Source organism: Nocardioides cremeus (assembly GCF_030518195.1).
GTDB lineage: Bacteria > Actinomycetota > Actinomycetes > Propionibacteriales > Nocardioidaceae > Nocardioides > Nocardioides cremeus.
In genome coordinates this window covers 87,425-111,619 of the sequence record NZ_JAULSC010000006.1, presented here as the reverse complement: position 1 = coordinate 111,619, position 24,195 = coordinate 87,425, and the positions used below count along the sequence as shown (strand labels likewise).

The following is a 24,195-nucleotide window of genomic DNA, read 5'->3' as shown; positions in this document are numbered from 1 at the left end:
GCCAGGCTGACGTCCTCACTGCGCACCTCCCTCGTGTCCGTTCGTGCGGGCCACGCTGCCCAGCCGGGGCCGTCCCCGCCGGTCCGTGGGCACCGTGCCGGTCAGCCGGACCGGCAGCTGGGGCTCGCGGATCCGCTCGGGCTGCAGGCGACGCCCGGTCGTGCGGTCGAGACGGTCGGGGTCGAGGACGACCACGCCCTGCACCCCCACGCCCGCCTCGTCGACGCTGACCGCGAGGCGGGCCAGGTCGGCGGCCGTCGCGGTGCCCGCGCTCACGGCCACCACGCCCACGCAGCCCGACGGCAGCTCGGGGCGCTCGGGACTCGTGCGGTCGAGCACCACCATCAGCACGCGCAGGTCGTCGGGCTCGCCGCCCTCGTGCAGCGGCCGGTTGACCCACAGGTGCCCGCGCAGCTCGTGCTCGGGGTGCAGCCGCGCGCAGGCGGCCCACAGCGCCGCCGACGAGTCGTGCCCGTGGTGGGGCACCAGGCGGGTGCGCAGCCCCACCGACGCGGCGTACGTCGCCAGCTGCGGGCCCATGGCCAGCGCGGCGTTGTCGTCGGACAGGGTCACCACGACCACGTCGACCGCGGGCTCCTCGGAGGCCCCGGCGTGGGCACGGGTCAGCGTGCCGGCGGGCAGCACCTCGCGCAGCACCTGGCGCAGCGACCAGGCGTCGACGGGGCCCGGCACGTAGCGTCCGAGCAGCGTGCGCCAGGCCGAGACGTTGCGCGCCGGGCGCGAGGAGACCGAGGCCACCACGGTGCTGCCCAGGGCGTCGGCGATCTCGTCGCGGTAGCGCAGCCGCCGGTCGCGGCGCTCGGAGACCAGCAGCGCCAGGCCCACCAGCAGCAGCAGCGCCGCGGCCCCGGCCAGGCCGTGCAGGATCCGACCGAGCAGCAGGCCGGGACGGGTGGCCGGCGAGGCGTCCTCGATGAGCGAGGCGGTGTCGCGTCCGACGTCGGCCGACGCGGCCTCGGCCACCTGGTCGGCCTGCAGCACGAGCGAGGCCTGCTGGGCGCTGAGCTGGGCGAGCGCGGCCGTCAGCGCCTTCTCGGCGACCGAGCCGAACCTCTCCTCGTCCCGCCTTTCGGTGGTCTCCTGGATGTCGCGCCTGACGGTGCGCAGGGTGGCGCGCAGGGTCTCCAGCCGGGTCTCCCGGCCCGAGCGCGCGGCGTCGCGCAGCCGGGCGGCGGCGCTGGAGACGTAGCGCAGCTCGGCGGCAGCGACCGCGGCGGCCAGCTCTCTAGCCCGCTCGGGGTCGTCGGCCCGGGCGGTGAAGCGCAGCACGTCGGGCGTCGCGGCAGTGACCTCGATGGCCTCCTTCATCGCGGTGAGGTCGAGGGGCGGCGAGACCCGGCGCCCGGCCTGGCCGAGCACCAGGTCGCTCGAGGCCACCCGCACCTGGGTGCCCGAGTCACGCTCGGCGGCGCCGACCCCCGACTCCGAGGCCGGGGGCAGCAGCACCGTGCTCTCGCTGGTCCACAGCGGGGGACGCCACACCGCCAGCGCCACGCCGGCGACCGCGCCGACCAGCAGCGCCACCGTCAGCAGGAAGGCGTGGCGGCGCAGCACCGTCCACGCGGCCTTCAGGTCCAGGCTCTGCTCAGACATCGTCACTCCTGCGGTCGTGGCCCTCACCGGGCGCCTGGACGTCGAGGACGAGCAGGGTGCGCAGCAACGCACGCGCGCACAGCTCCCCGGTGCCCACGAGCGTGGTGGTCGGACGGCGGCGTCCCAGCCCCTCGGCCCACCAACCGAGTGGCGGGTCCTCCTCGCCGCGGTGCCGGGTCCAGACCAGCTCGGGAGGCAGGTGCATCAGCGCCGTCACCGTCTCCCTCTCGTCAGCACCCGCGCCGTCGGCCACCGGGCGCGCCCAGGTCAGCCGGGCCAGCGAGCCGTGCAGCGCGAGCTCGACCTCCGGGCCCAGGTGCCAGGCCATCCGGAAGCCGTGCGGGCGTCCGGAGCGCAGCTCGTCGACGACCTGCAGGGCACCCGAGCCGCGGTCCAGCCGGACGGTGCGCGCGTGGCGCAGGCCGGCGTCGAGGCGGGCGTAGCCGGTGTGGTGGGCCGACCAGAGCTGGACGTCGAGGTCACCGACCTCGGCGCGGTCCAGGTAGGTCCGCGCGTGCTGGGTCCACAGGAAGGGCCCGCCGCTGGTCGACTGGTCGCACCCGTCGACCTCGAGCGTGCTGTGGGCCAGGGTGGAGCGGAAGTAGTCACGCCAGCGCGGCTCGCCGTGGTAGCTGTAGGTGCCGGGGTCGCAGAGGACCTCCACGCCGTCGTGGCGCAGCTCCACCGACAGCGCGTCCGCGTGCGCGTGGGCGGCCAGCGAGCCGAAGCCGTGCGGCCCGCTGTCGCAGCGGACCCAGATCTCCGGCTGCCGGCCGGCCGGGGTGCGCAGGAGCGCCAGCCCGGCGTCCTCGAAGAGGTCGGGTCGCCGCTGCGGGCGCGGCCGGTCGCCGGCCAGCGGGCCGGCCGGGGCCGGCAGCGCGCCGACCAGGACCGACACGACACCGCCGCGGCGTCGCGGCCACCACGGCTGCGGGCCCACGAGCGCCTGGCCGAGCCCGAGCAGCTGCTCCCACGGGTCGTCGCCCGGGTCGGCCACCAGCAGCGCACGGCCCTCGTCGCCGTCGCCGTTGCGCGGTGGGCGTCCCTCGACGTCGAGCATCGCGGCCGCCGCGTCGAACCCCGCGGTGACCAGGTCGGGGTCGGGGCCGTCCTCGGCGTGCCCGCAGGCGCGTGCCTCGGCCAGCGCGAGGCCGGCCAGCTCGCACACGAAGCGGTGGTAGTCGGCGGCCTGCTCGCGGTTGACCCCGCTGGGGAACGTGTTCGCCTGAAGGTGCCGGCGCAGCTGGCGGCCCGACTCGACCCGCCACTTCTCGCTCTCCTCGAACCACGGGAACGCGCAGGCGGCGACCAGCCGGCCGCAGGTCTCGGCGACGGCGTGGTTGTTGGCCGAGCTGCCCCGGCTCGGGAAGCCGCGCAGCACCTCCTGGTGCCAGCGCAGCTGGGCCAGGGCCGTCTCGTCCTCCTCGAAGAGCGCGGCCGCTCCGGCCCATCCGTCGAGGAGTCGCCGGGTCCAGGCCCACGAGACCAGGCGCAGCCCCAGCTCGATGCCGCTGGTCCAGTGCACGCCGCGCAGGACCGGGTTGGCCGCCCACCACGAGCGCAGCTGCTCGGCCGCGGCGACGGCGTACTCGTCCTCGCCGGTCAGCCAGTACGCCGCGGCCAGCACGGTCACGTGCTGGTGGCGCGAGAGCTCCCACACCTGCTTGACGTCGCCGGTGACCGACGGGTCGCGGTGGTCGACGCGGAAGGCCAGGACGTCGTGGGGGGCGCGGATGCCGGACACGGGGTCCAGGAACCAGTCGGGGTCGCGCAGGTCGGTGCGCTCGTGGCCCAGCACGCCCCACCGCCCGACGAGCAGCCGGTCCGCCGCCGCGGTCAGGCCGGCGGCGTCGTGCGGGAGCACCTGCTCGGCGGCCGCGGCCGGCACGACCGCCGCGAAGCTGCGTCGCGGCAGCAGGCCCGGCACCGGCGCGCCGGCGCGCTGCGGCAGGGTGTGCACCGCCACCGCCCGACGGGCCTCGTCGCCCACGCGCAGCGCGACCTCGCGGGTGCTCATCCGCGTCAGCCGCCGGGCGTACCAGGACAGGGGTGTGCTCATCGTGCCGCCTCCAGGGTGGTGCGGGTGGTGGTCACCAGCGAGGCCGGGTCGATGGGCATCGGCCCGCCCGTGCGGACCGCGGTGACGAAGGCCGCGACCGCGGCGCGGTGACCCTTGTCGGGTCCGGTGCGCGAGCGCCGCGACTGCCGGCCCCGCTCGGTCCACACCGTCGTGCGCACGAAGTTGTCGAGATGGGCGCTGCGCCCTCCCCCGAGCACGTCGAGGCTCTCCTTGCCGCAGCGGCGCGAGCCGCCGGTCGCGTAGGTCAGCGTGGCCAGCGAACCGCCGGCGAAGCGCAGCACCAGGCTCACGTCCTGGCCCTCGCCGTGCTGGGCGCACACGGCCACCGGGTCCTCGCCGGTCCAGGCGCTGAGCAGGTCGATGAAGTGCCCGCCCTCGCCGACGAACCGGGACCCCTCGGCCTCGTCGAGGTACCAGCTGCTGGCCCCGAGCCGCCCGGCGTTGACCAGGTAGCGCAGCGCGACCGGCTCGCCGACCTCGCCGAAGCGGCGCCGGAGGTCGAGGAAGCTGGGCGCGAAGCGCCGGTTGAACCCGACCATCAGGCGGTCGTTGCCGGTGCGGGCCATCGTCTCCTCGACGCGCGCCAGCTCCTCGTGGCTGAGCGCCAACGGCTTCTCGACGTAGACCGCCTTGCCGCTCTCGAGAGCGGCGCAGACGAGGTCGGCGTGGGTGCGGTGCCGGGTGGCCACGAGCACGGCGTCGAGGCTGTAGTCCTCGATCACCGACCGGGCCTCGGTGCCGGCAGACTCGAAGCCGAAGGCACGTTGGGCGTTGATGCTCGACAACGACCGTGCCGTGGCGACCCGGACCAGCGCGACGTCGCCGGAGGAGGCCAGGCCGGGCAGCAGCATCGCCGAGGCGTGGCTGCCGGCGCCGATGACGCCCAGGCGCACCGCGCCGTCGCGGGCCCGGGGCCGCCGGGCGGCGCTGGGAGCGGTGGGGCGCGGGGTGTCCGCGCCGACCGGTCCCGAGCCGTCCCGGGCCGGGTAGGACAGCAGGTGGCCGACCCCGGTGATCCCGCCGGTGCGCAGCCGCTCGTAGACCTGCGGCGCCTCGGTGACCGGGTGGTTGCTCGAGACGAGCGCTGCGATGTCGAGGGAGCCGTCGGCCAGCAGCGCGAGGAAGCAGGCGATATTGCGCTCCTCGGTCCAGCGCACGTAGCCCAGCGGGTAGTCGACGCCGTCGAGCTCGTAGCGGTCGTCATACCGGCCCGGGCCGTAGGAGCGCGAGAACCGGACGTCGAGCTCCTTCTCGTAGTAGGCGTTCCAGGGCAGGTCGAGGCGCGTCTTGCCGATGTCGACGACGCAGGCCCGGTCGCGAGCCAGCCGCGCGGCGAGCTCGACGGGCTCGTTGCTCGCCCCGCCCGCGGCCAGGAAGACGTGGTCGGCGCCCCCCGGCGCCCCGGCCCGCAGCAGCACCTCGAGCCGGTCCACCCCCGCCGGGTCGGGCCCGGCGCAGCCCACGGCGCCGCCCTCCTCGGCGGTGCGGCAGCGCTCCTCGACGGTGTCGAGGCCCACCACCCGGACCCCGGCGCCGACCAGCAGCCGCACCAGCAGCTGGCCGACCAGGCCCAACCCGATGACGCAGGCGGTCTCCCCCAGCTGCACCTCCGCCCGGCGCAGCGCCTGCATCGCGATGGCACCGACCGTGGAGAAGGCGGCGTGCTCGGCGAGCACCCCGTCGGGCACCCGCACGCAGAGGTTGCGCGGCACCCAGTTGACCTCGGCGTGCAGCGCGAACTCGTTGCCCGCTGCGGCGACCAGGTCACCGACCTCGAAGCCGTGCACGCCCTCCCCGACCTCCACGACCACGCCGCACAGCGAGTAGCCCAGGGGCGTCCAGGAGTCGAGCCGGTTGCGGGTCTTGCGGTAGGTCGCCACCGCACCGTTCTGGGCGACCGCGTCGAGCACCTGGCGCACCTGGTCGGGACGGTGCCGCGCCTTCGACAGCAGCGACATCCGCGCCTCGGAGACCTTCATCAGCTCGGTGCCGGTCGAGATCAGCGAGTACGACGAGCGCACCAGCACCCCGCCGGGCCGGCAGGAGGGCACGGGTGCCTCGAGCACCGCGAGCTCACCGGAGCTGTAGTTCTGGGCCACGTGCCACATCCGCGTCTCCTCGTCGGGTCTCTTCATCACGCACCTCCTGTGCCGGCGCCGACACCGGCGCCGCGGGCGTTGCGCAGCCACAGCTCCAGGCTGAGCAGCTGGTAGATCTGCTGGGAGCGGTCGCGCCGCCCGCTGCGCTGGTCGTGGACCAGCGCGGCCAGGGGCTCGCGCCGCAGGAAGCCCGAGCCGACCAGCTCGCCGCCCAGCAGGAGGTCGTCGATCATCGGGCGCAGGTCGTGGGTGGTCCAGGCCCGCAGCGGCGCGCCGAAGGAGGCCTTGGGCCGGTCGATGACCTCGTCGGGCAACCAGGACCGCGCGACCGCCTTCAGGCCGGCCTTCTGCACCCGGCCGTCGATCTTGGGGACCGCCTGCGGCGCGAAGGCCGCCCGCAGCACCTCGATGTCGACGAAGGGCACCCGCACCTCGGTGGAGGCCGCCATCGACGCACGGTCGGTGTAGGTCAGGTTCAGGCCCGGCAGGAACATCCGTGTGTCGGCCAGGCACATCCGCTCGACGTGGTCGTCGAACGCCGTGTCCTCGTACGTCGCGCGGTGCTGCTCGAGCAGGTCGTCGACCAGGCCACCGAGCTCGGGGTCGAGCAGCGCCTGCAGCCCCTCGGGGTCGTGCAGCGTGTAGCTGCGCCGGAACGCCTCCTGCTCGGGCAGGCCGGCGAACGCGACGAAGCGCTGGGCCCACCGCACCGGTCGCACCCCGCGCCCGGCGAGCGCGACCGGGAGCCGCTCGACCGCCGGGCCGACCACCCGCGAGCGCAGCGACGCGGGCAGGCGGCGGTAGCGGGCGGCCAGCAGGTTGGCCAGGTGCTTGCGGTAGCCGCCGAAGAGCTCGTCGGCGCCGGTGCCCGACAGCAGCACCTCGACGCCCGCCGTGCGGGCGGCCTCGCACATCAGGAACGTGTTGAGGGCGGCCGGGTCGCCGACCGGCTCGTCGAGCACGTCGACCATCCGCGGCAGCATGGAGACCACGTCGGGACCGATCTCGATCTCGTGCAGACGCACCCCGAGGTGCTGCGCGAGCCGGCGGGCGTAGGCCGCGTCGTCGGGCATCGCCTCGAGGCGCCGGTCGACGGCGCGGAAGCCGATGGTCCACGCCTCGATGCCCGGGTCGTGCCGGTGCGCCAGGGCGGTCACGATGCTTGAGTCGAGCCCGCCGCTGAGGAAGGTCGCCACCGGCACGTCGGAGACCAGGTGCGCGCGCACCGAGTCCTCCAGGACCGCGGCCAGGTCGACCGGCGGACCGGCGGCCGCGTCGGCGGCCTCCTCGGCGAGGCTGCAGAACACCCCGCTGCGGCTGGTGCCGTCGGGCCGGTGCTCCGACCAGGTGCCCGGCGCCAGCTTGCGCACGCCGCGCACGGCGTCGGTCTCGGTGGGCAGCCAGTAGTACAGCGTCGAGGCGACCATCCCGGCCGGGTCGACGGACAGCTCGGGGCCGAGCGCGGCGACGACCGCCTTGAGCTCGGAGGCGAAGACGACGCCGGCGCCGCGGCGCAGCACGTAGAGCGGCTTGATGCCGAAGGGGTCGCGCGCCAGGGTCAGGCAGCCGGTGCGCTCGTCGTGCACGGCCAGGGCGAACATGCCGCGCAGGCGGGCCAGGCCAGCGGTCCCCCAGGCCCGCCAGACCTCGAGCACCACCTCGGTGTCGCAGGCCGTGGCGAAGCGCACCCCGCGCGACTCCAGCTCGGAGCGCAGCTCGCGGTAGTTGTAGACCTCGCCGTTGTAGACCAGGCGCAGGCCGTGCTTCGAGAACGGCTGGTCGGAGGCCGCGACCGGGTCGATGATGGAGAGCCGCCGGTGCCCGAGCACGACCGAGGTGGTCGGGTCGACGAGCTCCACCACGCCGCGCGCGTCGGGGCCGCGGTGCTCCAGGCGCTCGGTCATCGTGTCGACGAGCACCTTGCCGTCGTCCTGCTGGTAGGCGCCCGCGATGCCGCACACGGCTCAGCCCCGCGCTTCCTGCAGGTCGTCGACGCGACCGGCCAGCTCGGCCAGCTCCTCGACGACGGCCAGGTAGCCCCGCTCCTGGTGGACCCAGGCGAGCTCGTCCTCGACCCGGCGCCGTCCGGCGCGCGCCATCTCCTCGCGCCGGGCCGGGTCGTCGAGCAGGGCCAGCAGCGCCCGGGCGTACTCCTCGGCCCCGGCCTCGCGCGCCACGAAGCGGGCGGCGTCGCCGGCCGAGACGCGGGTCTCGGGCAGGTCGAAGGCCAGCACCGGGAGCCCGAGGGCCATGTACTCCATCGTCTTGTTCATGGTCGAGACGTCGTTGAGGGGGTTGCTGGGGTCGGGCGAGAGCCCGACGTCGGCGGTCGAGAGCACCTCGAGCACGTGCTCGTCGCTGACCCGGCCGGGCATGTCGACGGCGTCCTGCAGCCCGAGGCGGTCGCGCTCGGCGACCAGCTCCTGGTGGCAGTCGCCGCCGCCCATCACCGCGAACGCCACGTCGTCGCGGCCCCACCGGTTCACGACGAGGTCGGCGGCGGCGATCACCACGTCGACCCCGTCCTGCGGCCCCATCACGCCCAGGTAGGCCACCAGGTGGCGCCGGCCGCGGCGCAGCCGCTCGTCGGGCTCGACCGGGTGCAGCCGCTCGAGGTCGGGCCCGGTGCGCACCACGCGCACGTGCTCGGGGTCCTTGCCGCCCCGCGAGACCGCGACCGCGGCGTACGACTCGTTGGTCGAGACCACCCGGTCGGCGGTGCGGAAGGTACGCCGCTCGAGCGCCAGCAGGCCGCGGTGGGCCAGCCGGGGGCCGTCGGGGAAGCGCGACTCGTAGAGCTCGGGGCACAGGTCGTGGTGGTCGAAAACGAAGCGGGTACCGTCGCGCATCCGCAGCCAGCGCGCCAGCGGCCAGAAGATGTCGGGCGGGTTGCAGGCCTGCACCACGTCGAAGCGACCGGCCCGGCGCGCGCGCAGCACCAGCCACGCGGTGGCCAGGAACGACCAGACGTACTCCGCGACGTAGCCCGCGGCGCCGCCCCCCGGGGCGTACGGGCGGTAGGCGTGGATGGTGACGCCGTCCACGACCTGGAAGCGGCCCGTGCCGCTGCCACGGGGGCACACGACCGTGACGTCGTGGCCGGCGCGGGTCAGGGTGCGGCACTCCAGCCACACGCGACGGTCGAAGGGCACCGGCAGGTTCTGCACGATGATCAGCACCCGCGCCGCCCCGGCGCCGGGTCGTGCGCGGCTCACCACCCGGTCCCCCGGTAGCCCGCGAGTGCCTCGACCTCGGGGCCCAGCGCCCCGTGCAGGTCCAGCACCACCGGCGGGTCGGCGGCCAGCAGCGCCTCGACGGCCAGTCGGGCGCCGGTGGAGACCAGCGCCACGTCGGCTCCGGCCAGGGCCGCCTCCGGCGTCGGTGCCAGCAGGCGGCTCAGGTGCGGCAGCCGCGAGGTCAGGTGCGCCCGGTTCTCGCCGACCAGGTCCTCCGGCACCAGCACCGGGTCGTAGATCCGCACGTCGTAGCCCTTGCCGACCAGCCGCTCGGCGAGGTCGACGCTGGGGCTCTCGCGCACGTCGTCGGTGTCGGCCTTGAAGCTCAGCCCGAGCATCCCGACCCGGCAGCGGCCGCTGGCCACGACCCGGTCGACGACCTCGCGCACGACCAGCTCGTTGCTGGTCGTGGTCGCGAACATCAGCGGCACGTCGACGTCGCTCTCGCGGGCCATGTGGTGCAGCGAGCGCAGGTCCTTGGGCAGGCACGACCCGCCGAAGGCGAAGCCGGGGCGCAGGTAGGCCGGGGCGATGTTGAGCTTGTGGTCCTCGCAGAAGATCTCCATCACCCGGCGCGCGTCGACGCCGTACGAGCGGAAGACGCGGGCCACCTCGTTAGCGAAGACCACCTTGGTCGCGTGGAAGGCGTTGCAGGCGTACTTCAGCGCCTCGGCGGTGCGCACGTCGACCTGGTGGGCAGGGACGTCGAGGAAGGCGAAGAGCTCCTCGAGCTGGGCACGGGTGCCGGGGTGCTCGGTGCCGATGACCAGGAAGGGCGGGTCGTAGAAGTCCGCGACCCCGCAGCCCTCGCGCAGGAACTCGGGGCACATCGCGGTCGCGACCTCCCAGCCGCCGGCGACGGCGTCGTCGAAGACCGGGGCCACCACCTGGTCGCCCGTGCCGGGCGGCACCGTGGAGCGCACGACCACCGACAGCAGCCCGCCCTCGGGCGGGGCGGCCAGGGCGAGCGCGTCACGGACCCCGGCGAGGGCCCGCTCGACGTGGCTCAGGTCGGTCTCGCCGTGCGCCCCCGACGGGGTCCCGACGCAGACCAGGCACACCTCGGCCCGCTGCATCGCCTCGACGACGTCGGTGGTCGCCCGCAGCCGTCCCGACGCGACCCCGTCGGCGATCAGCTCGTTCAGCCCCGGTTCCACGACGGGACTGTGGCCGGCCGACAGCTGCGCGACCTTGGCCTCGTCGACGTCGACGCCCACCACGTCGTGACCGCGGGCGGCCAGGCCCGCAGCCGTGACCGCCCCGACGTACCCCAGCCCGATGACCGCTGCTCTCATGTCCCCTCCACACCTCGCGCGACGGCGCCGGGAGGAGCCCCGGCGCCGGGCAACATCGTGCGACCGCGGCTGGGGGCCCCGAGCGGTCCAGGAGCCCAATCCACCGATGTTGGGTACAGGTCGGACGAGCGGCTGTGCGGGGGCCGCTGGAGCCCCTACCCGATCTGGGGGATGCCGGCCTTACCGCATTGAGCAGAGTCTGTGTAAAAGCATGAGTTGAACATCACACCGAGTAGGTGGAGAATCAAGGTGCGGTCATACCGGTGCTGCACTCGGGGCAAGCCGACCTTCTCGGGTCAGTTGCTGGGGGGAAACACGGAATGCGAAGCACACCACCTGTAGGTATCACGAGGATTCGGCTGCTCGACGACCTCTTCGTCGTGCGGGCCGACGGCACACCTGTCCATCCCGCCGACTGGCGCACCGGCAAGACGATGGACCTGCTGCGGATGCTGGCACTCCACGTCGAGCGGCCCGTGCGGGTCGAGTCGATCATCGAGCGGCTGTGGCCCGACGCCAGCCGCGAGCGCGGCCGCGGCAGCCTGCGCACCGCCGTCAGCGAGGTGCGCCGGCAGCTGGGCGACAAGGAGTCGGTGGTGCGCATCCACGACAGCCTGGTGCTCACCGGCGTGTGGGTCGACGTCGCGGCCTTCGAGCAGGTCGCCGGCCGGGTCCGCGCGATGCGCGAGCAGGCACGGCCCAGCGAGGGCGCGATGGCCGCGATGGACGCCCGCGACCTCTACCGTGACGACCTGCGCGCCTACGACGACGACGCCGACTGGGTGCGGGCCGAGCGCGAGAGGCTGCGCCTCCTGCGCCAGGACCTGCTCACCGACGCCGCGGAGTGCGCGGTGGCCATCGGCTGCCACCGCGAGGCCGCGACGCTCGCCAAGTCGGCCCTGCACTTCGAGCCGACCTCCGAGATCGCCGTCCGCACGTTGATGACGGCCCTCTCCGAGCTCGGCGACGTGGCCCGCGCACTGCGGGTCTACGCCGACTTCCGGGCCTGCCTGGTCGACGACCTCGGCGTGGAGCCGTCCCACCAGACCCGCGGACTGCACCTGCGGCTGCTGCGCGGCGAGAGCCCCGCGCAGGTGGGCCTGCAGCAAGCCTGAGCCGGCGCCGGCGCGTGGCTCACTGCTGCGCGTCGGGCCCCGGCCAGTTCTTGTCCGGCTGCGGCACCGGGCGTCCGGGCTGCTCGCCACCGCGCTGCTCGAGGTAGTTGTCCTTGGGCACCATCACCTTGCGGCGGAAGATGCACACGACCTTGCCGTCCTGGTTGTAGCCGATGGTCTCGACGTGCACGACGCCACGGTCGTCCTTCGAGGTGCTCTCCCACTTGTCGAGCACCCGGGTCTCGCCGTAGAGCGTGTCGCCGTGGAAGGTCGGCGCCACGTGGCGCAGCGACTCGATCTCGAGGTTGGCGATCGCCTTGCCGGAGATGTCGGGCACCGACATGCCGAGCAGGATCGAGTAGACGTAGTTGCCCACCACGACGTTCTTGGCGAACTGGGTGGTCTCCTCGGCGTAGTTGCTGTCGAGGTGCAGCGGGTGGTGGTTCATCGTCAGCAGGCAGAACATGTGGTCGTCGAACTCGGTGACCGTCTTGCCGGGCCAGTGCTTGTAGGTCGCGCCGACCTCGAACTCCTCGTAGCTGCGACCGAACTGCACGGCTGGCTCCTCCTGATCGGGTGGACCGGGCCTGGGCCGCGGTCGGACGCGCCCATGGTGTCGGAACCGGGCGCCGGCGTCAGCCCCCGGCGGGGTGGCCTTCGTCACCGTGGCGCCGGTGGCGCAGGATGGGGGGCGTGCAACCCACAGCGCGCCGGCGCCGTCCCATGACCATGAGACCTGCCCGCGCCGCCCTGCCCGCGCTCGCCGCCCTCGCCCTGCTGGCCCTCGCGGGCTGCGGCGACAGCGAGCCCGGCCTGGCTCCCGACCCCGCCTCCAGCACGTCGCCCTCTGACGAGCCCGCCGCGGAGCCCTCCGACGAGCCGACCCAGGATCCCGGTGGGTTCGCGCCGACCGACTACTCCTACACGTTGACGCTGACCTGCTACTGCCCCGACGCCGGGGTGCCGATCCGGGTCACCGTGGCCGACGACGAGGTCGTCTCGGCCACCTACGCCCGCGGCGGCGGACGCAGCGGAGCGGTCGCCGGCGACCCCGTCCCCCTCTCGAGGGTCGTGACCATCGACGAGGTGATCGCGGCCGCCGAGACGCCGGGCGCCCACCGGGTCGAGGTCGACTGGCCGGAGGGCCAGGACCACCCCAGCTCGGTGGCCGTGGACCCCTCCGAACGCGCGGTCGACGAGGAGTTCGGCTACCTGGTCGACGACGTCGAGGTGGCTGACGCCCCGCAGTGAGCCGAGCGTGCGAGGATGAGCGCCGGCAGGACGTGGGCGAGCGAGGGGCAGGCGATGGCGGAGCGGGTGCTGCTGCACGTCGGACTGATGAAGTCGGGCACGACCTTCATCCAGGGACGGCTCAACGCCAACCGGGACCGCCTGGCCGAGCAGGGCATCCTGTTCCCCGGCCCCAGCTGGGCCCGGCACGCTCGCGCGGTCTCCGACCTGATCGGCTCCAAGCACGCCGAGGAGGGCGCCTGGGCCTCCTTGGCCGAGGAGCTGCGCGCCCATCCGGGCACCGCGATCGTCTCGATGGAGTACCTCGGCCCGATCTCCGCCGAGCGCATCCGCCAGGTCCGTGACGACCTGGCCGGCTCCCCCGTCGAGGCCGTGGTCACCGTGCGCGACCTGGGTCGCAGCGTGCCGGCGATGTGGCAGGAGACGCTGAAGAACCGCCAGTCCTGGGGCTGGACCGAGTACCTGAGCGCCCTCGAGGACGGTGGCGACGCCGGCCGGCGCTTCTGGCGCCAGCAGGCCGCCGACCGGGTCGTGGGTCGCTGGGCCGAGGTGCTGGGCCCCGAGAACGTGCACGTGGTCACGGTGCCGCCGCCCGGGGCTCCGGGCGAGCTGCTGTGGGAGCGCTTCTGCGAGGTGGCCGGCATCACCGGCACCGAGTGGGACGAGGCACCCCGGGCCAACGAGTCGCTGGGCGTGGCCTCGGCACTGTTGATGGGCCGCATCAACGAGCTGGTGGGCGACCTCGCGCTGCCCGAGTACAACAAGAAGATCAAGGCGCTGGGCAAGCACGTGCTGGTGCACCGCCGCCGCGACGAGGAGCCGATCGGCTTCACCGTGCCGCGCTGGCTGCGCAAGCGCTCGGCGGGCATGGTGGCCGGCATCGAGGCCAGCGGCGCCCGTGTCGTGGGCGACCTGCGCGAGCTCGAGCCGCTCGACGTGCCCGGGGCCGACCCGGCCTCCGTCGACGCCCAGGCCCAGCTCGACGCCGCGGTGGCGGCGCTGGTGCACGTGCTGCGCGAGGGCGGGATCAAGCGTCCCGGCCAGGGCGGGAAGAACCGTGGGAAGAACCAGGGCGCCAAGAAGAACCGGCGCCGCGGCAAGGGCCGCGACGCCGGTCAGTGAGCAGCTGCTGGCTCAGAGGAGCTTGTAGTCCTTGAGCAGGCTGCGTCCGATGATCATCTTCTGGATCTCCGCGGTGCCCTCGCCGATGAGCAGGAACGCCGCCTCGCGGTAGAGGCGCTCGATCTCGTACTCCTTGGAGTAGCCGTAGCCGCCGTGGATGCGGAACGAGGCCTCGACGACCTCGTTGCAGTACTCCGCGGCCAGGTACTTGGCCATGCCCGCCTCGACGTCGTTGCGCTGGCCCTTGTCCTTGATGCGGGCCGCCTTGACCATCATCGCGTGCGAGGCCTCGACCTTGACGGCCATCTCGGCGAGCTTGAACTGGATGGCCTGGTGCTGGGCGATCGGCTTGCCGAAGGTCTCGCGCTGCTGGGCGTAGGCGATGGCCAGCTCGAAGGCGCGGTTGGCCACGCCGCAGGCGCGCGCGGCGACGTTGACCCGCCCGACCTCGACGCCGTCCATCATCTGGTAGAAGCCCTTGCCGGACTCGCCGCCCAGCACCTGGTCGGCGGATATCCGGTGGCCCTCGAGCACCAGCTCGGTGGTGTCGACGCCCTTGTAGCCCATCTTGTCGATCTTGCCGGGCACGGTGACGCCCTGGGCGGTCTCGCCGAAGCCGGGCTCCTTCTCGACCAGGAACGTCGTCATGTTCTTGTAGACCGAGTCGGAGCCCTCGTCGGTCTTGACCAGCACGGCGACCAGGTTCGAGGAGCCACCGTTGGTCAGCCACATCTTCTGGCCGTCGATGGTGTAGCCACCGTCGTCACCTCTGACGGCCTTGGTCTTGATCGCGGAGACGTCGGAGCCCAGGCCGGGCTCGGACATCGAGAACGAGCCGCGCACGTCGCCGGTGGCCATCCGGGGCAGGTACTTCTGCTTCTGCTCCTCGGTGCCGTGCTGCATCAGCATGTAGGCGACGATGAAGTGGGTGTTGATGACGCCCGAGACGCTCATCCAGCCGCGAGCGATCTCCTCGACGCACAGCGCGTAGGTGAGCAGCGACTCGCCGAGGCCGCCGTACTCCTCGGGGATCATCAGGCCGAACACCCCGAGCTCCTTGAGCCCCTCGACGATCTCGGTGGGGTACTCGTCGGCGTGCTCGAGCTCGGTGGCCACGGGGAGGATCGACTTCTCGACGAAGCCGCGCACCGCCTTGAGGATCTCCTGCTGGTCCTCGCCGAGGCCCTCGGTCTCACACAGTCGCGCCATGGGTCACTGGTCCTTCCACTCGGGACTGTCGGTCCCGAGCCCGTCGTCGTAGATGCGCTGCTCGGTCGTGGCCGCGCCGTCGAGGCCTCGTCCGGAGACAGTCTTCTTCTGGTAGGGAACGGCCCGGGTGTGGTTGTTCCACATCCAGTCGAAGTGGGCGAGGTACTGCTTGGTGGCCTTGCCCTGGTCGTACATGCGGAACAGCAGCTCGTCGCCGCGCAGGCCGCTGTCCTGGTAGTTGCTCGAGCCGGTGACCACGACCCGCTTGGAGGTGTCGTTGCCGTAGTTGCCGGAGATCACGAGCAGCTTCATGTGGCTGTAGAGGTCGATCTCGCCGTCGGCGTTGGTGTCCATGCCGCTGGAGCGCACCGGCACGTAGCCGCGCGGGGTGCGCACCCCGAGCTCGTTGCGCACCCGCTTGCCGGCGTAGCCGTACTGCAGGCGCACGTCGCAGCCCAGTGCGTAGAGCTTGCGCAGCCGGCGCGCCAGGTAGGTGCCCCGGTCACCGTCCCAGGCGTGCATGTTGACCCGGATGCGGGTGCGGCCCTGGTTGCCGGTGCCGCCGGTCGCGCCCTTGCAGCGCACCGGGTCGAGGATCGTGTCGATCGGGTCGTGGTTGGGCCCGTTGCCGTGGAAGGGCAGCGCCTGCAGCTGGAAGTTCTTGCCGATGTTCTGCACCCAGTAGTTGGGCCGGGCGACCTTGTCGCGCTCCATCTGCTCGTGCAGCGCGTCGAAGGCCTGGTAGATCTTCGGGACGTTGTTGCGCGTCCACAGGTCGTTGAACTGGTTCTTGGCGCCGTTCATCTTCATGTTGACCGAGCCGGTCATCACGACGTTCTTGGCGATCCCGGTGTGGGAGAAGATGAAGTACTTGTCGTGGTTGTTCTCGCCCGAGGAGCGGCAGCCGTTGGTGCACTGGTAGATGTAGCTGCGCTTGGAGCGGTTGGCCCCGATGACGCTGCGCAGCTTCTTCTGGGCGCCCGGCACCTCGTGGTTGTTCATCAGCACCTGCACGTCGACACCGCGGCGGTGGGCCTTGATGAGCGCGTCGGCGACCGGGTAGCGGTCGAAGGAGAAGAGCGAGATCCGGATGACCGAGCCCTTCTTGGCGTGCCGGATCGCACCGAGCACCTGCGCCTCGAGGCGGAACTGGGTGCCCGGCTTGGAGCGCGGGGTGTTGAACTTGGCCCCGGCGACGGGCTTCCAGCCCGTCTTCCTCGCCGCCACCTGCACCCGTGCCGCCGTCTCGACGGAGGCGAGCGGTGCCGCTGCACGGGCCGTTGGCGCCGCGGGACCTGCCGAGGCGGCGGAGCCCGTGGCCAGGCCGCTCAGGACGAGGACGGTCGCGGTGGCCAGCGCGGTCGCCAGTCTCCTGTCGCGTGTCACGGTGCTTCCCCTCTCGCTACCCCGTGCGGGGCCCGCGACCGCGAACGTTAACACGCAGCCATGACAGTCTCGGTGGTCGCGACGGGGCCTGGGAGAGGGCGTCGCGCTCGCGAGTGAGCGACCTCACGTCGCCGGTCAGCCGGGCCATCGCCTCGGTGGCGCAGGCCAGCATCTCCGCCTCGTCGACCTCGTCGGGGTGACGGCGCCCGTCGAGGTCGCCGGGCTCCAGCAGAGTCGCGTCGCCCACGACGTCGAAGCCCTCCTCGCGCAGCATCCGCTGTGCCCGCTCGCCGCGCGCGACGAGGTCGGCCACGGTCTCGCGGGAGGGTCGGAACTTCTCGCGCGAGGCCGGGAGCACCCCGCCCTCGCCGAGGTAGCCGCGGATCCAGGTGCCGCGGTCGTGCGCCGAGCGGAAGTCGCCGAGGTGCGCGTTGACCCGGCGCAGCAGCTCGACCTCCACGAGGCCGAGGGAGGCGTTCGCCGCCGCGGCCGGCACCTCGAGCCCCTCGTCGTCGAGACCGAGCACCCCCAGGAAGCGGCGCAGCAGCTCGCCCGGCTCGGAGCTGCCCGGTGCCATCGGCAGCACGTGCACGCGCTCGTGGGGCAGCACCGCGCCCCAGCGCTCGAGCACGATGCCCAGGTCGAAGCTGGGCCAGCCCCACTCCCCCGTGTCGGCGCGCGGCCCGTCGGGCGGGTAGGCGTCGATGCGCCCGCGGGCACCGTTCTTGACCCACTCCTGCCAGCGCGAGATGAACAGGTCGGGCATCGCCCGCGCCGTGACCAGCACGTGCACCTCGGCGCCCGCCAGGTCGGCGACCACGCGTCGTACCTGCTCGACCGAGGCGGCGGCGAAGAACTCGTGGGTCACCAGCACGTCGCCCGACCACTGCTGCGCCTCGGCGACGAGGTCCTGCCAGGGGTGCGCGGTGTCACCGGGCCGGCGCGCCAGGCCGGGGTCCTCGCGCACCTCGAGGGAGGCCAGCAGGTGCCGTCGGCGGGCGCCGGGCAGCAGCAGGCCCCGCTCGCGCAGCAGCCGCTTGTTGGCCCACAGCGCGTCCTGCAGGTAGGTGGTGCCGGTCTTGGGCAGCCCCACGTGCAGGAAGACGCGCCGGGGACCGGAGCGCTCCGGGGTGGGGCTCATCGCTGCGAGGGGCCCGCGGGGTCGCTCACGCCGGCGCGGTAGCGCTCGAGGATCTCCACGACCCGGGGGTCCTCGCTGGCGGCGAGGGGCACCAGGAGCTCGGTGACCAGGTCGGTGAGCTCGGCGACCCGCAGGTTCATCGAGCGGCACTCCTGTACCTCGGCCTCGAGCTCGGTGAGTCGGCGCGCGAGCCCCGCCTGGTCGCGGTACTGACGGAGGAGGTTCTTCACTGAGGCCACTGGACCACCAATCTGCAGAGGTACGGGGTCGCACCGGGGTCGGTCTCGCCGGGGCGCTCCCCGGCGAGGTCGTGCCGGGCCACGACGGTGCCGCCGGAGGCCCGGACCTGCTCCTCGAGGGCGTCGACGTCGATGGGGTGAACACCGAGCGGGTTGCCGCCCGGGGCGGGGGCGCTGAGCACCTGGAGGTAGAGCCGGCCCTGGCCGCCGAGCGCCATCCTGGCCAGGCGCAGCAGGTTGGCCCGCCCGTCGGCGTTGGTGGCGTCGGCGACGTGGCGCGCCAGCACCACGGTGGGCCCCGGCGAGCGGGAGAGCAGGGCGCCGGTGACCAGCGTGGAGCGGACCTCGGTCAGGTTGGCCCAGCGGAAGGTCGCGGGCAGGTCGCGTCGGGCCAGCTTGCGCTGCTTGCGCGCGAAGGCCCGGCGGCAGTAGTCGAGGCCGACCGCCTCGACGCCGTGGCGCGCCAGGAAGGCGACGTCGGCGCCGGTGCCGCAGCCGATGTCGACGGCGCGCACGGCGCGGCGCTCGCGGCGGCGCACCCAGCGCACGAAGTCGCTGGGCCGGTCCTTGGCACCGGCGCCGCGGCGTGAGTAGTAGGGGTCCCAGACCTCCTCGCGCTGCACGCGGGTGCCCCGGAACCAGCCGTTGAGGCGCCGGCGGGTCGAGGCGGGGGTCTCGAACTGGTACGCCGGGTCGGGCACCCGCCACGACTCGCCGTACATGGCGGCCAGCAGGTGCTCGGGCTGCGCCGGCACGGGCACCTCGCGCCCCTCGAGGCTGGCCGTGCCCAGGGGCCAGATCCACTCGCGCTCGAAGGGGTGTCCCACCTCGCCCATCAGGTAGAGCACGCCCTCGCGCAGGAAGCCGCCGAAGACGTCGAGGCCCCGGCGCGTCCCGTCGGACTCCTGGACGAAGATCTTGAAGGCCAGGCCCGAGTAGCGGGTGACGGGGTAGCCCATCTCGACCAGCGCCCGCTGCAGGCGGAAGGACTCGCGCACCACGTCGGCGGGGTGGTCGTGGGCGCTGACGTAGCCCAGGTCGGCGTCGGAGTCGTGGCCGATGAAGCCGCCCTGGCGCACCGCGCCGAGCAGGGTGCCGTAGGCGACGAACCCCTCGACGCCGCAGCTGCGCAGCGCGGCCAGCACGTCCTCGATCGAGTCGAGCAGGGGGTCGAGGTGCTCGGCCGAGCGGTCCGCGAAGAGCCGCATCAGCCGCATCGACTTGTCGAGGCCCAGCGGGTTGCCCTGGGCGTCGGCCACCACGATCCGCTGCTCGGGGTCGCTCGGCCCGCCCAGCACGAGGTCGAGCGCGGCGAGCTGCTCGGAGCTGGCGTGGTCGACCAGCGAGAGCCGGGTCCGCCCGACGAGGTGCGGACGCAGCGCGGCCGGCCACGCCCACCAGCGCGCACCCTCGCGCTCGACGGTGTCGCGCTCGAGCCAGAAGGAGCCGATGCGCTGGTCGTCGAGGAGCAGGTCGACGGGCCGGTCCTCGGCGCCGCGGGGCAGCGAGAGCCGCAGGCCCTCGTCGTCGGCGTGGGCCTCGAGGACGTCCGGGGTGCTCATCGCTTCTCCTCGCTCGCGCGGCGCAGGTGGGCGACGGCGTCGCGGACCAGGGCGTCGACGTCGTCGCGGTCGGGGCCACCGCGCGCGGGGCCGCCCGTGAGCGCGACCGCGTGGTCGTGCACGACCTGCGCGCATCGCAGCACCTGGTCGGCCGGCGGGGCCGGCGCCTCGCGGGGGTGGGCCGAGAGGTCCTCGGGCACCGGCAGGTCGTCGAGGTCCCCGACCAGGCCGACCCGGCCCGAGGCGACGAGGTCGCGCAGCTCCTGGTTGCGCCCGCGCGCCCAGGCCGCCGCACGCTCGTCGAGCCGGGGGCGGTCCTGCTCGTCGCGCAGCGGCGCCAGGACCCCGCGGGCCAGCGGTCGCACGAGGCGCCGGTAGCTGCGCGGCGCGAGGTCGTCGAGGTGCGGGTTGGCCCGGCGCAGCCAGTCGCAGGCGGCATAGCCCAGCGACTCGTTGTCCTTCACCTCGCCGAGGTCGGCGATGTCGGGGCGCACGCCGGTCGCCTGCGCGAAGCGACGCCACAGCTCGTCGCGCGGCGCCGAGGACGGTGGCACGGTGACCACGTCGATGCCCTGCACGCCCGGCACCGACCAGCGCTCGACGATCGTGGCGACGTCCTGGGCGCGGTGGAAGGTGCGGTGGGCGCGCGACGGTGCACGCCGCCCGGGGGTGGCCTCGATGGCGCGCAGGTAGCTCGCCCAGTCGTCGGTGCCCAGGTTGCGCGTGTAGGTCTGCCACTGGGCCGGCACCACGCGCATCTGGTCGCGCACGGTCAGCAGCACCCGGACGTCGAGCCCCTCCAGGGGCGCGAGGAAGGCCTCCACGTGGCGGGGCGCGGCGAAGCTGAGGAACTCCATCGACACGATGCCGGTGTGGCCGTCCATGTCGTGGGCCGCGCGGGCGATCTTCTCCCAGCGGCGGCGGTTGCGGCGCTCGTCCTTGGGCAGGCGCAGCACGTCGCGCACGGCCTTGGTCTGGCGGGCGAAGCCGCCCAGGAACTCGACGCCGGTGTCGACGAGCTCGTCCTTGTTGCTGCCCAGGACCGACTGGACGTAGCTGGTGCCGGTCTTCATGGCACCGATGTGCAGCACGACGCGGCGACCCATCACACTCCCTGCTCCTCGTGCTGCTCCTCGTGGCTCCCGCGGCCACGGCCGCCCACACGCTACGCCACCCGAAGCGTCCCGAGCACGAGACGAAACACGGTTCGTCACAGTAGCATCACCAGCACCGCTGGCCCCGCACGCAACGCCGCAGGGCCTTCCCACCAGCGAGCACGTCAGGACGTCGTACCCATGAGGCCCAGCAGGATCGCTCCCCCCCGGTCCGGTCGCCGACTCACGACCGCACTCCTCGCCACCACGCTGCTGCTCACCGGGGTCGCCACGACCGCCGGCTCCAGCAGCGCGGCACCCTCGGCCCAGCCGGGCGAGCGCACCGTCCTCGGCGAGCAGGCGCCGGGCCCGCTCACCTTCCAGGTCAGCTCCTTCAACCTGCTCGGCGCCGGCCACACCGACGGCAAGAAGCCGCGCAAGGGCTTCGACAAGAGCGGGCCGCGCCTCGAGCGCGCGATCCAGATCCTCGACCGCGAGAGCATCGACGTCGTCGGCTTCCAGGAGATGCACCAGGCCCAGTTCGCGAAGTTCACCGAGTGGGAGAGCGACCGGTTCGGGCTCTTCCCGGGCAACAAGCTCGGCGCGGCCCCCATGCACAACTCGATCGCCTGGCGCACCGCGCAGTGGCGCGCGCTGCGCACCGAGTCGATCAAGATCCCCTACTTCAAGGGCAACGAGATCAGGATGCCCTACGTGCTGCTCGAGCACGTCGAGACCGGCCAGCAGGCCTGGTTCCTCAACGTCCACAACCCCGCCGACGCCCGGGGGCCGGCTCAGAAGTGGCGCGACGAGGCGGTGCGCCGCGAGGCCAACCTCGTCAACCGGCTGCGCGCCGACCACCCCGGGGTTCCGGTCTTCTTCACCGGCGACATGAACGACCGCGACGAGTTCTTCTGCCCCGTGGTGGCCCGCACCGAGCTCGAGGCCGCCAACGGCGGCGGCTCCGACGACAGCGGCTGCCAGACGCCCCCCGCGATGAAGGTCGACTGGCTCCTGGGCACCGCGCCCACCGTCTTCACCGGGTACGCCGCGCTCACCGACGAGCTGGTCAAGGCCACCACCGACCACCCGGTCATCGTGGCCGACGCGGTGGTGCCCTCCGCCGCCGTGCAGGCCTCGCCCATCGACCGTGTCGTGGTCATCGGCGTCGAGGGGCTGCGCTCCTCGGCCCTCGACCTGACCTCGGGCGCCTACGGCCGCCTGGCCGCCGAGGGGGCGGTGACGCTCAACGCCCGCACCACCGTCGAGTCGACCTCCCCGCTGCCCAACGTGCTGTCGATGCTGACCGGGCGCCGTGTCGACGCGGCCGCACTCGGGCACGGCGTCACCTACAACAACGACCGCGGCGAGGTGGTCCGCACGACCGCCGGCCGCTACGTCTCGAGCATCTTCGACCTGGTGCACAACCAGGGCGGGCGCACCTACCTGGCCGCCAACCGCAACCGCATCGACATGGTCGACCGCTCGTGGGACGCCGCCAACGGCGGGCGCGACCCCTACGGCTTCGACGACGGCGCCGACAAGGTCGACAAGTACTTCCGCGGCGGCAACGACTACCGCCTCGTCGAGGACCTGCGGGCCCGCCTCGAGCGTCGTCCCGCCGCGTTCACGTACGCCGAGCTGTCCAGCCTCGACAAGGTGGGGCGCAAGTCGGGCTTCGGCTCCGAGCGCTACACCAAGTTCGTCGGCAAGATCGAGCGGATGATCGGGCGGACGATGAGCAGCATCGAGGGCTCGCGCAAGCTCGCCGGGCGCACCCTGCTCGTCGTGGCGGGCACCAACGGCGGTGTCGACGGCGCGGCACGCGACAACGAGCGCGACGGCAACTACACCGTGCCGTTGATGGTGTGGGGCCCCGGCGTCGTGGCGGGGGCCGACCTCTACGACCTCAACCCGCAGTGGACCGACCCCGGCAACGAGCAGGACGGCTACGAGACGCCGGCGCCGATCCACACCGGCGTGGTCGCCAACCTCGTGCTCAGCGTGCTGGGCCTGCCCGCCCTGCCGGGCAGCCTGATGAACCGGGACCAGCGGTTCAACGTGCTGACCGGTCCCCTGGGCTGAGCACCTACACTCGGCGGCGCCCGTCCGCCACCGTCAGGAGCTCCTCCCCCATGTCGCGCACCATCGGCACCCGACGGCTGGGCGCCGCCGCGGTGGTGGCCGCGCTGGCCCTGGCCGGCTGCACCGGCCCGGACCCGGCTCCCAGCGAGACCGAGACCGGGGCGACCCCGGCAGCGAGCCCACCCCCGCGCAACGAGACCGAGCCCGGGCGTGCGGCGGTGCGCGACCCCCGCCCCTCGGACCTCGTGCTGCCCACGGGCGACGAGGGGCTCGCCGAGCCGGTGCCGGTCGACTCGCCGGACCAGCCGAACCTGCTGATGATCACCCTCGACGACGCCGCCTGGGGCGACATGGTCCACATGCCCCGGCTGCAGGAGCTGCTCGTCGACGAGGGGGTCACCCTGCGCGGCGCCCTGGCGCCGAACCCGATCTGTGTGCCGGCGCGCAGCTCGCTGATGACCGGGCAGCACTCGCACAACCACGGCGCCTGGAACACCACCGAGGAGGGCGGGCACGGCCTCGAGGCGCTCGACGAGTCCGAGACCCTCGCGGTGTGGCTCCAGGAGGCCGGCTACGACACGTTCTTCCTCGGCAAGTACCCCAACGGCTACGAGGACGGCACCGTCGTACCGCCGGGCTGGACGGGCTGGCGCGGCCTGGTCGACCCCACGACGTACAACTTCGTGCGTCCCAAGGTCAGCGTCGACGGCGTCGAGCAGCGCTTCGAGACCTACTCCACCACCCTGCTCTCCGAGCAGAGCGAGGAGATGCTGCGCGACCCGGCGCGCGCCGAGGACCCCTGGTACATGTGGCTCAACTACGTCGCCCCGCACCACGGCGGCCCCGACGCCCCCGACGACCCGGCGGTGCTCTTCCCCGACGACCCCGACCCGGTGAAGACCACGACGCCGGCGCCCCGCGACGTCGACACCTTCGCCGACCTGGACCTGCCCGGCACCCCGAACATGTTCGAGGAGGACGTCAGCGACAAGGTGCTGGTGCGCCCCACCCAGCGCACGGTCTCGGCCGACCGGCGCGCGCAGATGACCGAGGCGCACCAGCAGCGCATCGAGTCGCTGCAGTCGGTGGACCGCGCGCTGGGGCGCACCATCGAGACCCTCGAGGAGACCGGTCAGCTCGACGAGACCTACGTGGTGCTGACCTCCGACAACGGCTACACGCTCGGCGCGCACAACCTCGAGGGCAAGCTCTGGTACTTCCGCGAGATGGTGGGCGTGCCGATGTACGTCCGCGGCCCCGGGCTGGAGGCCGGCACCACCAGCCAGGCCCCGGTCACCAACGTCGACTGGGCCCCCACCTTCGCCGCCCTCGCCGGCGCCCGGCCCACCGCCGAGGTCGACGGGGTCGACGTGCTGCCCTGGATCGGCAGCGACGCCGAGCGCCGGGTCGTCCCGATCGAGGCCTACCCGGTCCAGCGCGGGCGCAAGCGGCTCTACCGCGGCGTCGTGGTGGGCCCGTGGACCTACGTGCAGAACCGGGCCGGGCGCGCCGAGGTCTACTACCGCGAGGTCGACGAGTGGGAGATGGAGAACATCGCCGGCGACCCCCGGTACGCCGACCAGGTCGCCCGGCTCAAGAAGCTGGTGCGCCGCACCAGCAGCTGCGCGGGCGAGCAGTGCCCGTCGACCTACTACCGCTGAGGCGCG

General features: G+C 73.4%; 18 protein-coding genes. 5 read left to right on the top strand and 13 right to left on the bottom strand.

What is annotated here, in order from left to right; translation table 11 throughout:
• Positions 1 to 15: 15 nt before the first annotated feature.
• Genes QWJ41_RS08625 through QWJ41_RS08600 form a run of 6 tightly spaced genes read right to left on the bottom strand, consistent with a single transcriptional unit; the run spans position 16 to position 10,324 of the window.
• Entirely contained in the window at positions 16 to 1,614 is a 1,599-nt protein-coding gene (locus tag QWJ41_RS08625) for a GumC domain-containing protein (RefSeq protein ID WP_302707316.1), read from the bottom strand.
• On the bottom strand, positions 1,607 to 3,673 hold the full coding sequence (locus tag QWJ41_RS08620; protein WP_302707315.1) for a heparinase II/III family protein: 2,067 nt from the start codon (positions 3,671 to 3,673) through the stop codon (positions 1,607 to 1,609). Before QWJ41_RS08620 ends, QWJ41_RS08625 begins: the two co-directional genes overlap by 8 nt.
• Positions 3,670 to 5,829, bottom strand: a complete 2,160-nt coding sequence (locus tag QWJ41_RS08615) for a bi-domain-containing oxidoreductase (protein ID WP_302707314.1) — start codon at positions 5,827 to 5,829, stop codon at positions 3,670 to 3,672. The genes QWJ41_RS08620 and QWJ41_RS08615 overlap by 4 nt, the downstream gene beginning before the upstream one ends.
• Positions 5,829 to 7,754, bottom strand: a complete 1,926-nt coding sequence (gene asnB / locus QWJ41_RS08610) for an asparagine synthase (glutamine-hydrolyzing) (RefSeq protein ID WP_302707312.1) — start codon at positions 7,752 to 7,754, stop codon at positions 5,829 to 5,831. The genes QWJ41_RS08615 and asnB overlap by 1 nt, the downstream gene beginning before the upstream one ends.
• A gap of 3 nt (positions 7,755 to 7,757) precedes the next feature.
• Positions 7,758 to 9,008 carry a glycosyltransferase family 4 protein gene (locus QWJ41_RS08605; protein WP_302707310.1) on the bottom strand — a complete coding sequence of 417 codons (1,251 nt, stop codon included), beginning with the start codon at positions 9,006 to 9,008 and terminating at the stop codon, positions 7,758 to 7,760.
• Entirely contained in the window at positions 9,005 to 10,324 is a 1,320-nt protein-coding gene (locus tag QWJ41_RS08600) for a UDP-glucose dehydrogenase family protein (RefSeq protein ID WP_302707308.1), read from the bottom strand. The genes QWJ41_RS08605 and QWJ41_RS08600 overlap by 4 nt, the downstream gene beginning before the upstream one ends.
• Before the next feature lie 320 nt (positions 10,325 to 10,644).
• On the opposite strand from QWJ41_RS08600, the gene QWJ41_RS08595 reads away from it, so the two are divergent.
• The gene (locus QWJ41_RS08595) at positions 10,645 to 11,439 is read left to right on the top strand and encodes an AfsR/SARP family transcriptional regulator (RefSeq protein ID WP_302707306.1); all 795 of its coding nucleotides are present in this window, start codon (positions 10,645 to 10,647) and stop codon (positions 11,437 to 11,439) included.
• Positions 11,440 to 11,458: 19 nt separating this feature from the next.
• Here QWJ41_RS08595 and QWJ41_RS08590 read toward each other — a convergent pair whose 3' ends face one another.
• The gene (locus QWJ41_RS08590; RefSeq protein ID WP_302707304.1) at positions 11,459 to 11,995 is read right to left on the bottom strand and encodes a MaoC family dehydratase; all 537 of its coding nucleotides are present in this window, start codon (positions 11,993 to 11,995) and stop codon (positions 11,459 to 11,461) included.
• Between the two features lie 137 nt (positions 11,996 to 12,132).
• Here QWJ41_RS08590 and QWJ41_RS08585 point away from each other — a divergent pair, with 137 nt between their 5' ends.
• Positions 12,133 to 12,690 (top strand): DUF6174 domain-containing protein, encoded by a 558-nt coding sequence (locus QWJ41_RS08585; protein WP_302707302.1) that lies wholly within the window; start codon positions 12,133 to 12,135, stop codon positions 12,688 to 12,690.
• Positions 12,691 to 12,705: 15 nt separating this feature from the next.
• Entirely contained in the window at positions 12,706 to 13,812 is a 1,107-nt protein-coding gene (locus tag QWJ41_RS08580) for a hypothetical protein (protein ID WP_302707301.1), read from the top strand.
• Between the two features lie 12 nt (positions 13,813 to 13,824).
• Here the strand turns inward: QWJ41_RS08580 and QWJ41_RS08575 are convergent, their stop codons facing one another.
• Genes QWJ41_RS08575 through QWJ41_RS08550 form a run of 6 tightly spaced genes read right to left on the bottom strand, consistent with a single transcriptional unit; the run spans position 13,825 to position 20,455 of the window.
• Positions 13,825 to 15,021, bottom strand: coding sequence for an acyl-CoA dehydrogenase family protein (locus tag QWJ41_RS08575; protein ID WP_302707300.1), 1,197 nt, complete (start codon positions 15,019 to 15,021; stop codon positions 13,825 to 13,827).
• 3 nt (positions 15,022 to 15,024) lie between these two features.
• Positions 15,025 to 16,407 carry a phospholipase D-like domain-containing protein gene (locus QWJ41_RS08570; protein ID WP_302707298.1) on the bottom strand — a complete coding sequence of 461 codons (1,383 nt, stop codon included), beginning with the start codon at positions 16,405 to 16,407 and terminating at the stop codon, positions 15,025 to 15,027.
• Positions 16,408 to 16,423: 16 nt separating this feature from the next.
• Positions 16,424 to 17,548, bottom strand: coding sequence for a hypothetical protein (locus QWJ41_RS08565; RefSeq protein WP_302707296.1), 1,125 nt, complete (start codon positions 17,546 to 17,548; stop codon positions 16,424 to 16,426).
• Entirely contained in the window at positions 17,545 to 17,778 is a 234-nt protein-coding gene (locus QWJ41_RS08560) for a DUF6752 domain-containing protein (RefSeq protein ID WP_302707294.1), read from the bottom strand. Before QWJ41_RS08560 ends, QWJ41_RS08565 begins: the two co-directional genes overlap by 4 nt.
• Positions 17,775 to 19,349, bottom strand: coding sequence for a LicD family protein (locus tag QWJ41_RS08555; RefSeq protein ID WP_302707292.1), 1,575 nt, complete (start codon positions 19,347 to 19,349; stop codon positions 17,775 to 17,777). Before QWJ41_RS08555 ends, QWJ41_RS08560 begins: the two co-directional genes overlap by 4 nt.
• The gene (locus QWJ41_RS08550) at positions 19,346 to 20,455 is read right to left on the bottom strand and encodes a hypothetical protein (protein ID WP_302707290.1); all 1,110 of its coding nucleotides are present in this window, start codon (positions 20,453 to 20,455) and stop codon (positions 19,346 to 19,348) included. Before QWJ41_RS08550 ends, QWJ41_RS08555 begins: the two co-directional genes overlap by 4 nt.
• 189 nt (positions 20,456 to 20,644) lie before the next feature.
• Between QWJ41_RS08550 and QWJ41_RS08545 the strand changes: the two genes are divergently transcribed.
• Positions 20,645 to 22,528 carry an alkaline phosphatase family protein gene (locus QWJ41_RS08545; RefSeq protein ID WP_302707289.1) on the top strand — a complete coding sequence of 628 codons (1,884 nt, stop codon included), beginning with the start codon at positions 20,645 to 20,647 and terminating at the stop codon, positions 22,526 to 22,528.
• A gap of 50 nt (positions 22,529 to 22,578) precedes the next feature.
• Positions 22,579 to 24,189 (top strand): sulfatase family protein, encoded by a 1,611-nt coding sequence (locus tag QWJ41_RS08540; RefSeq protein ID WP_302707287.1) that lies wholly within the window; start codon positions 22,579 to 22,581, stop codon positions 24,187 to 24,189.
• The last annotated feature ends 6 nt before the right edge of the window (positions 24,190 to 24,195 follow it).

What these genes read in the sequence shown, in the direction of transcription:
- QWJ41_RS08565 (WP_302707296.1), bottom strand. Translation starts at nt 17,548, where the DNA reads ATGAGCCCCACCCCGGAGCGCTCCGGTCCCCGGCGCGTCTTCCTGCAC.
- QWJ41_RS08555 (WP_302707292.1), bottom strand. Translation starts at nt 19,349, where the DNA reads ATGAGCACCCCGGACGTCCTCGAGGCCCACGCCGACGACGAGGGCCTG.
- QWJ41_RS08625 (WP_302707316.1), bottom strand. Translation starts at nt 1,614, where the DNA reads ATGTCTGAGCAGAGCCTGGACCTGAAGGCCGCGTGGACGGTGCTGCGC.
- QWJ41_RS08575 (WP_302707300.1), bottom strand. Translation starts at nt 15,021, where the DNA reads ATGGCGCGACTGTGTGAGACCGAGGGCCTCGGCGAGGACCAGCAGGAG.
- QWJ41_RS08620 (WP_302707315.1), bottom strand. Translation starts at nt 3,673, where the DNA reads ATGAGCACACCCCTGTCCTGGTACGCCCGGCGGCTGACGCGGATGAGC.
- QWJ41_RS08600 (WP_302707308.1), bottom strand. Translation starts at nt 10,324, where the DNA reads ATGAGAGCAGCGGTCATCGGGCTGGGGTACGTCGGGGCGGTCACGGCT.
- QWJ41_RS08580 (WP_302707301.1), top strand. Translation starts at nt 12,706, where the DNA reads ATGAGCGCCGGCAGGACGTGGGCGAGCGAGGGGCAGGCGATGGCGGAG.
- QWJ41_RS08595 (WP_302707306.1), top strand. Translation starts at nt 10,645, where the DNA reads ATGCGAAGCACACCACCTGTAGGTATCACGAGGATTCGGCTGCTCGAC.
- QWJ41_RS08545 (WP_302707289.1), top strand. Translation starts at nt 20,645, where the DNA reads ATGAGGCCCAGCAGGATCGCTCCCCCCCGGTCCGGTCGCCGACTCACG.
- QWJ41_RS08540 (WP_302707287.1), top strand. Translation starts at nt 22,579, where the DNA reads ATGTCGCGCACCATCGGCACCCGACGGCTGGGCGCCGCCGCGGTGGTG.
- QWJ41_RS08615 (WP_302707314.1), bottom strand. Translation starts at nt 5,829, where the DNA reads ATGAAGAGACCCGACGAGGAGACGCGGATGTGGCACGTGGCCCAGAAC.
- QWJ41_RS08550 (WP_302707290.1), bottom strand. Translation starts at nt 20,455, where the DNA reads ATGGGTCGCCGCGTCGTGCTGCACATCGGTGCCATGAAGACCGGCACC.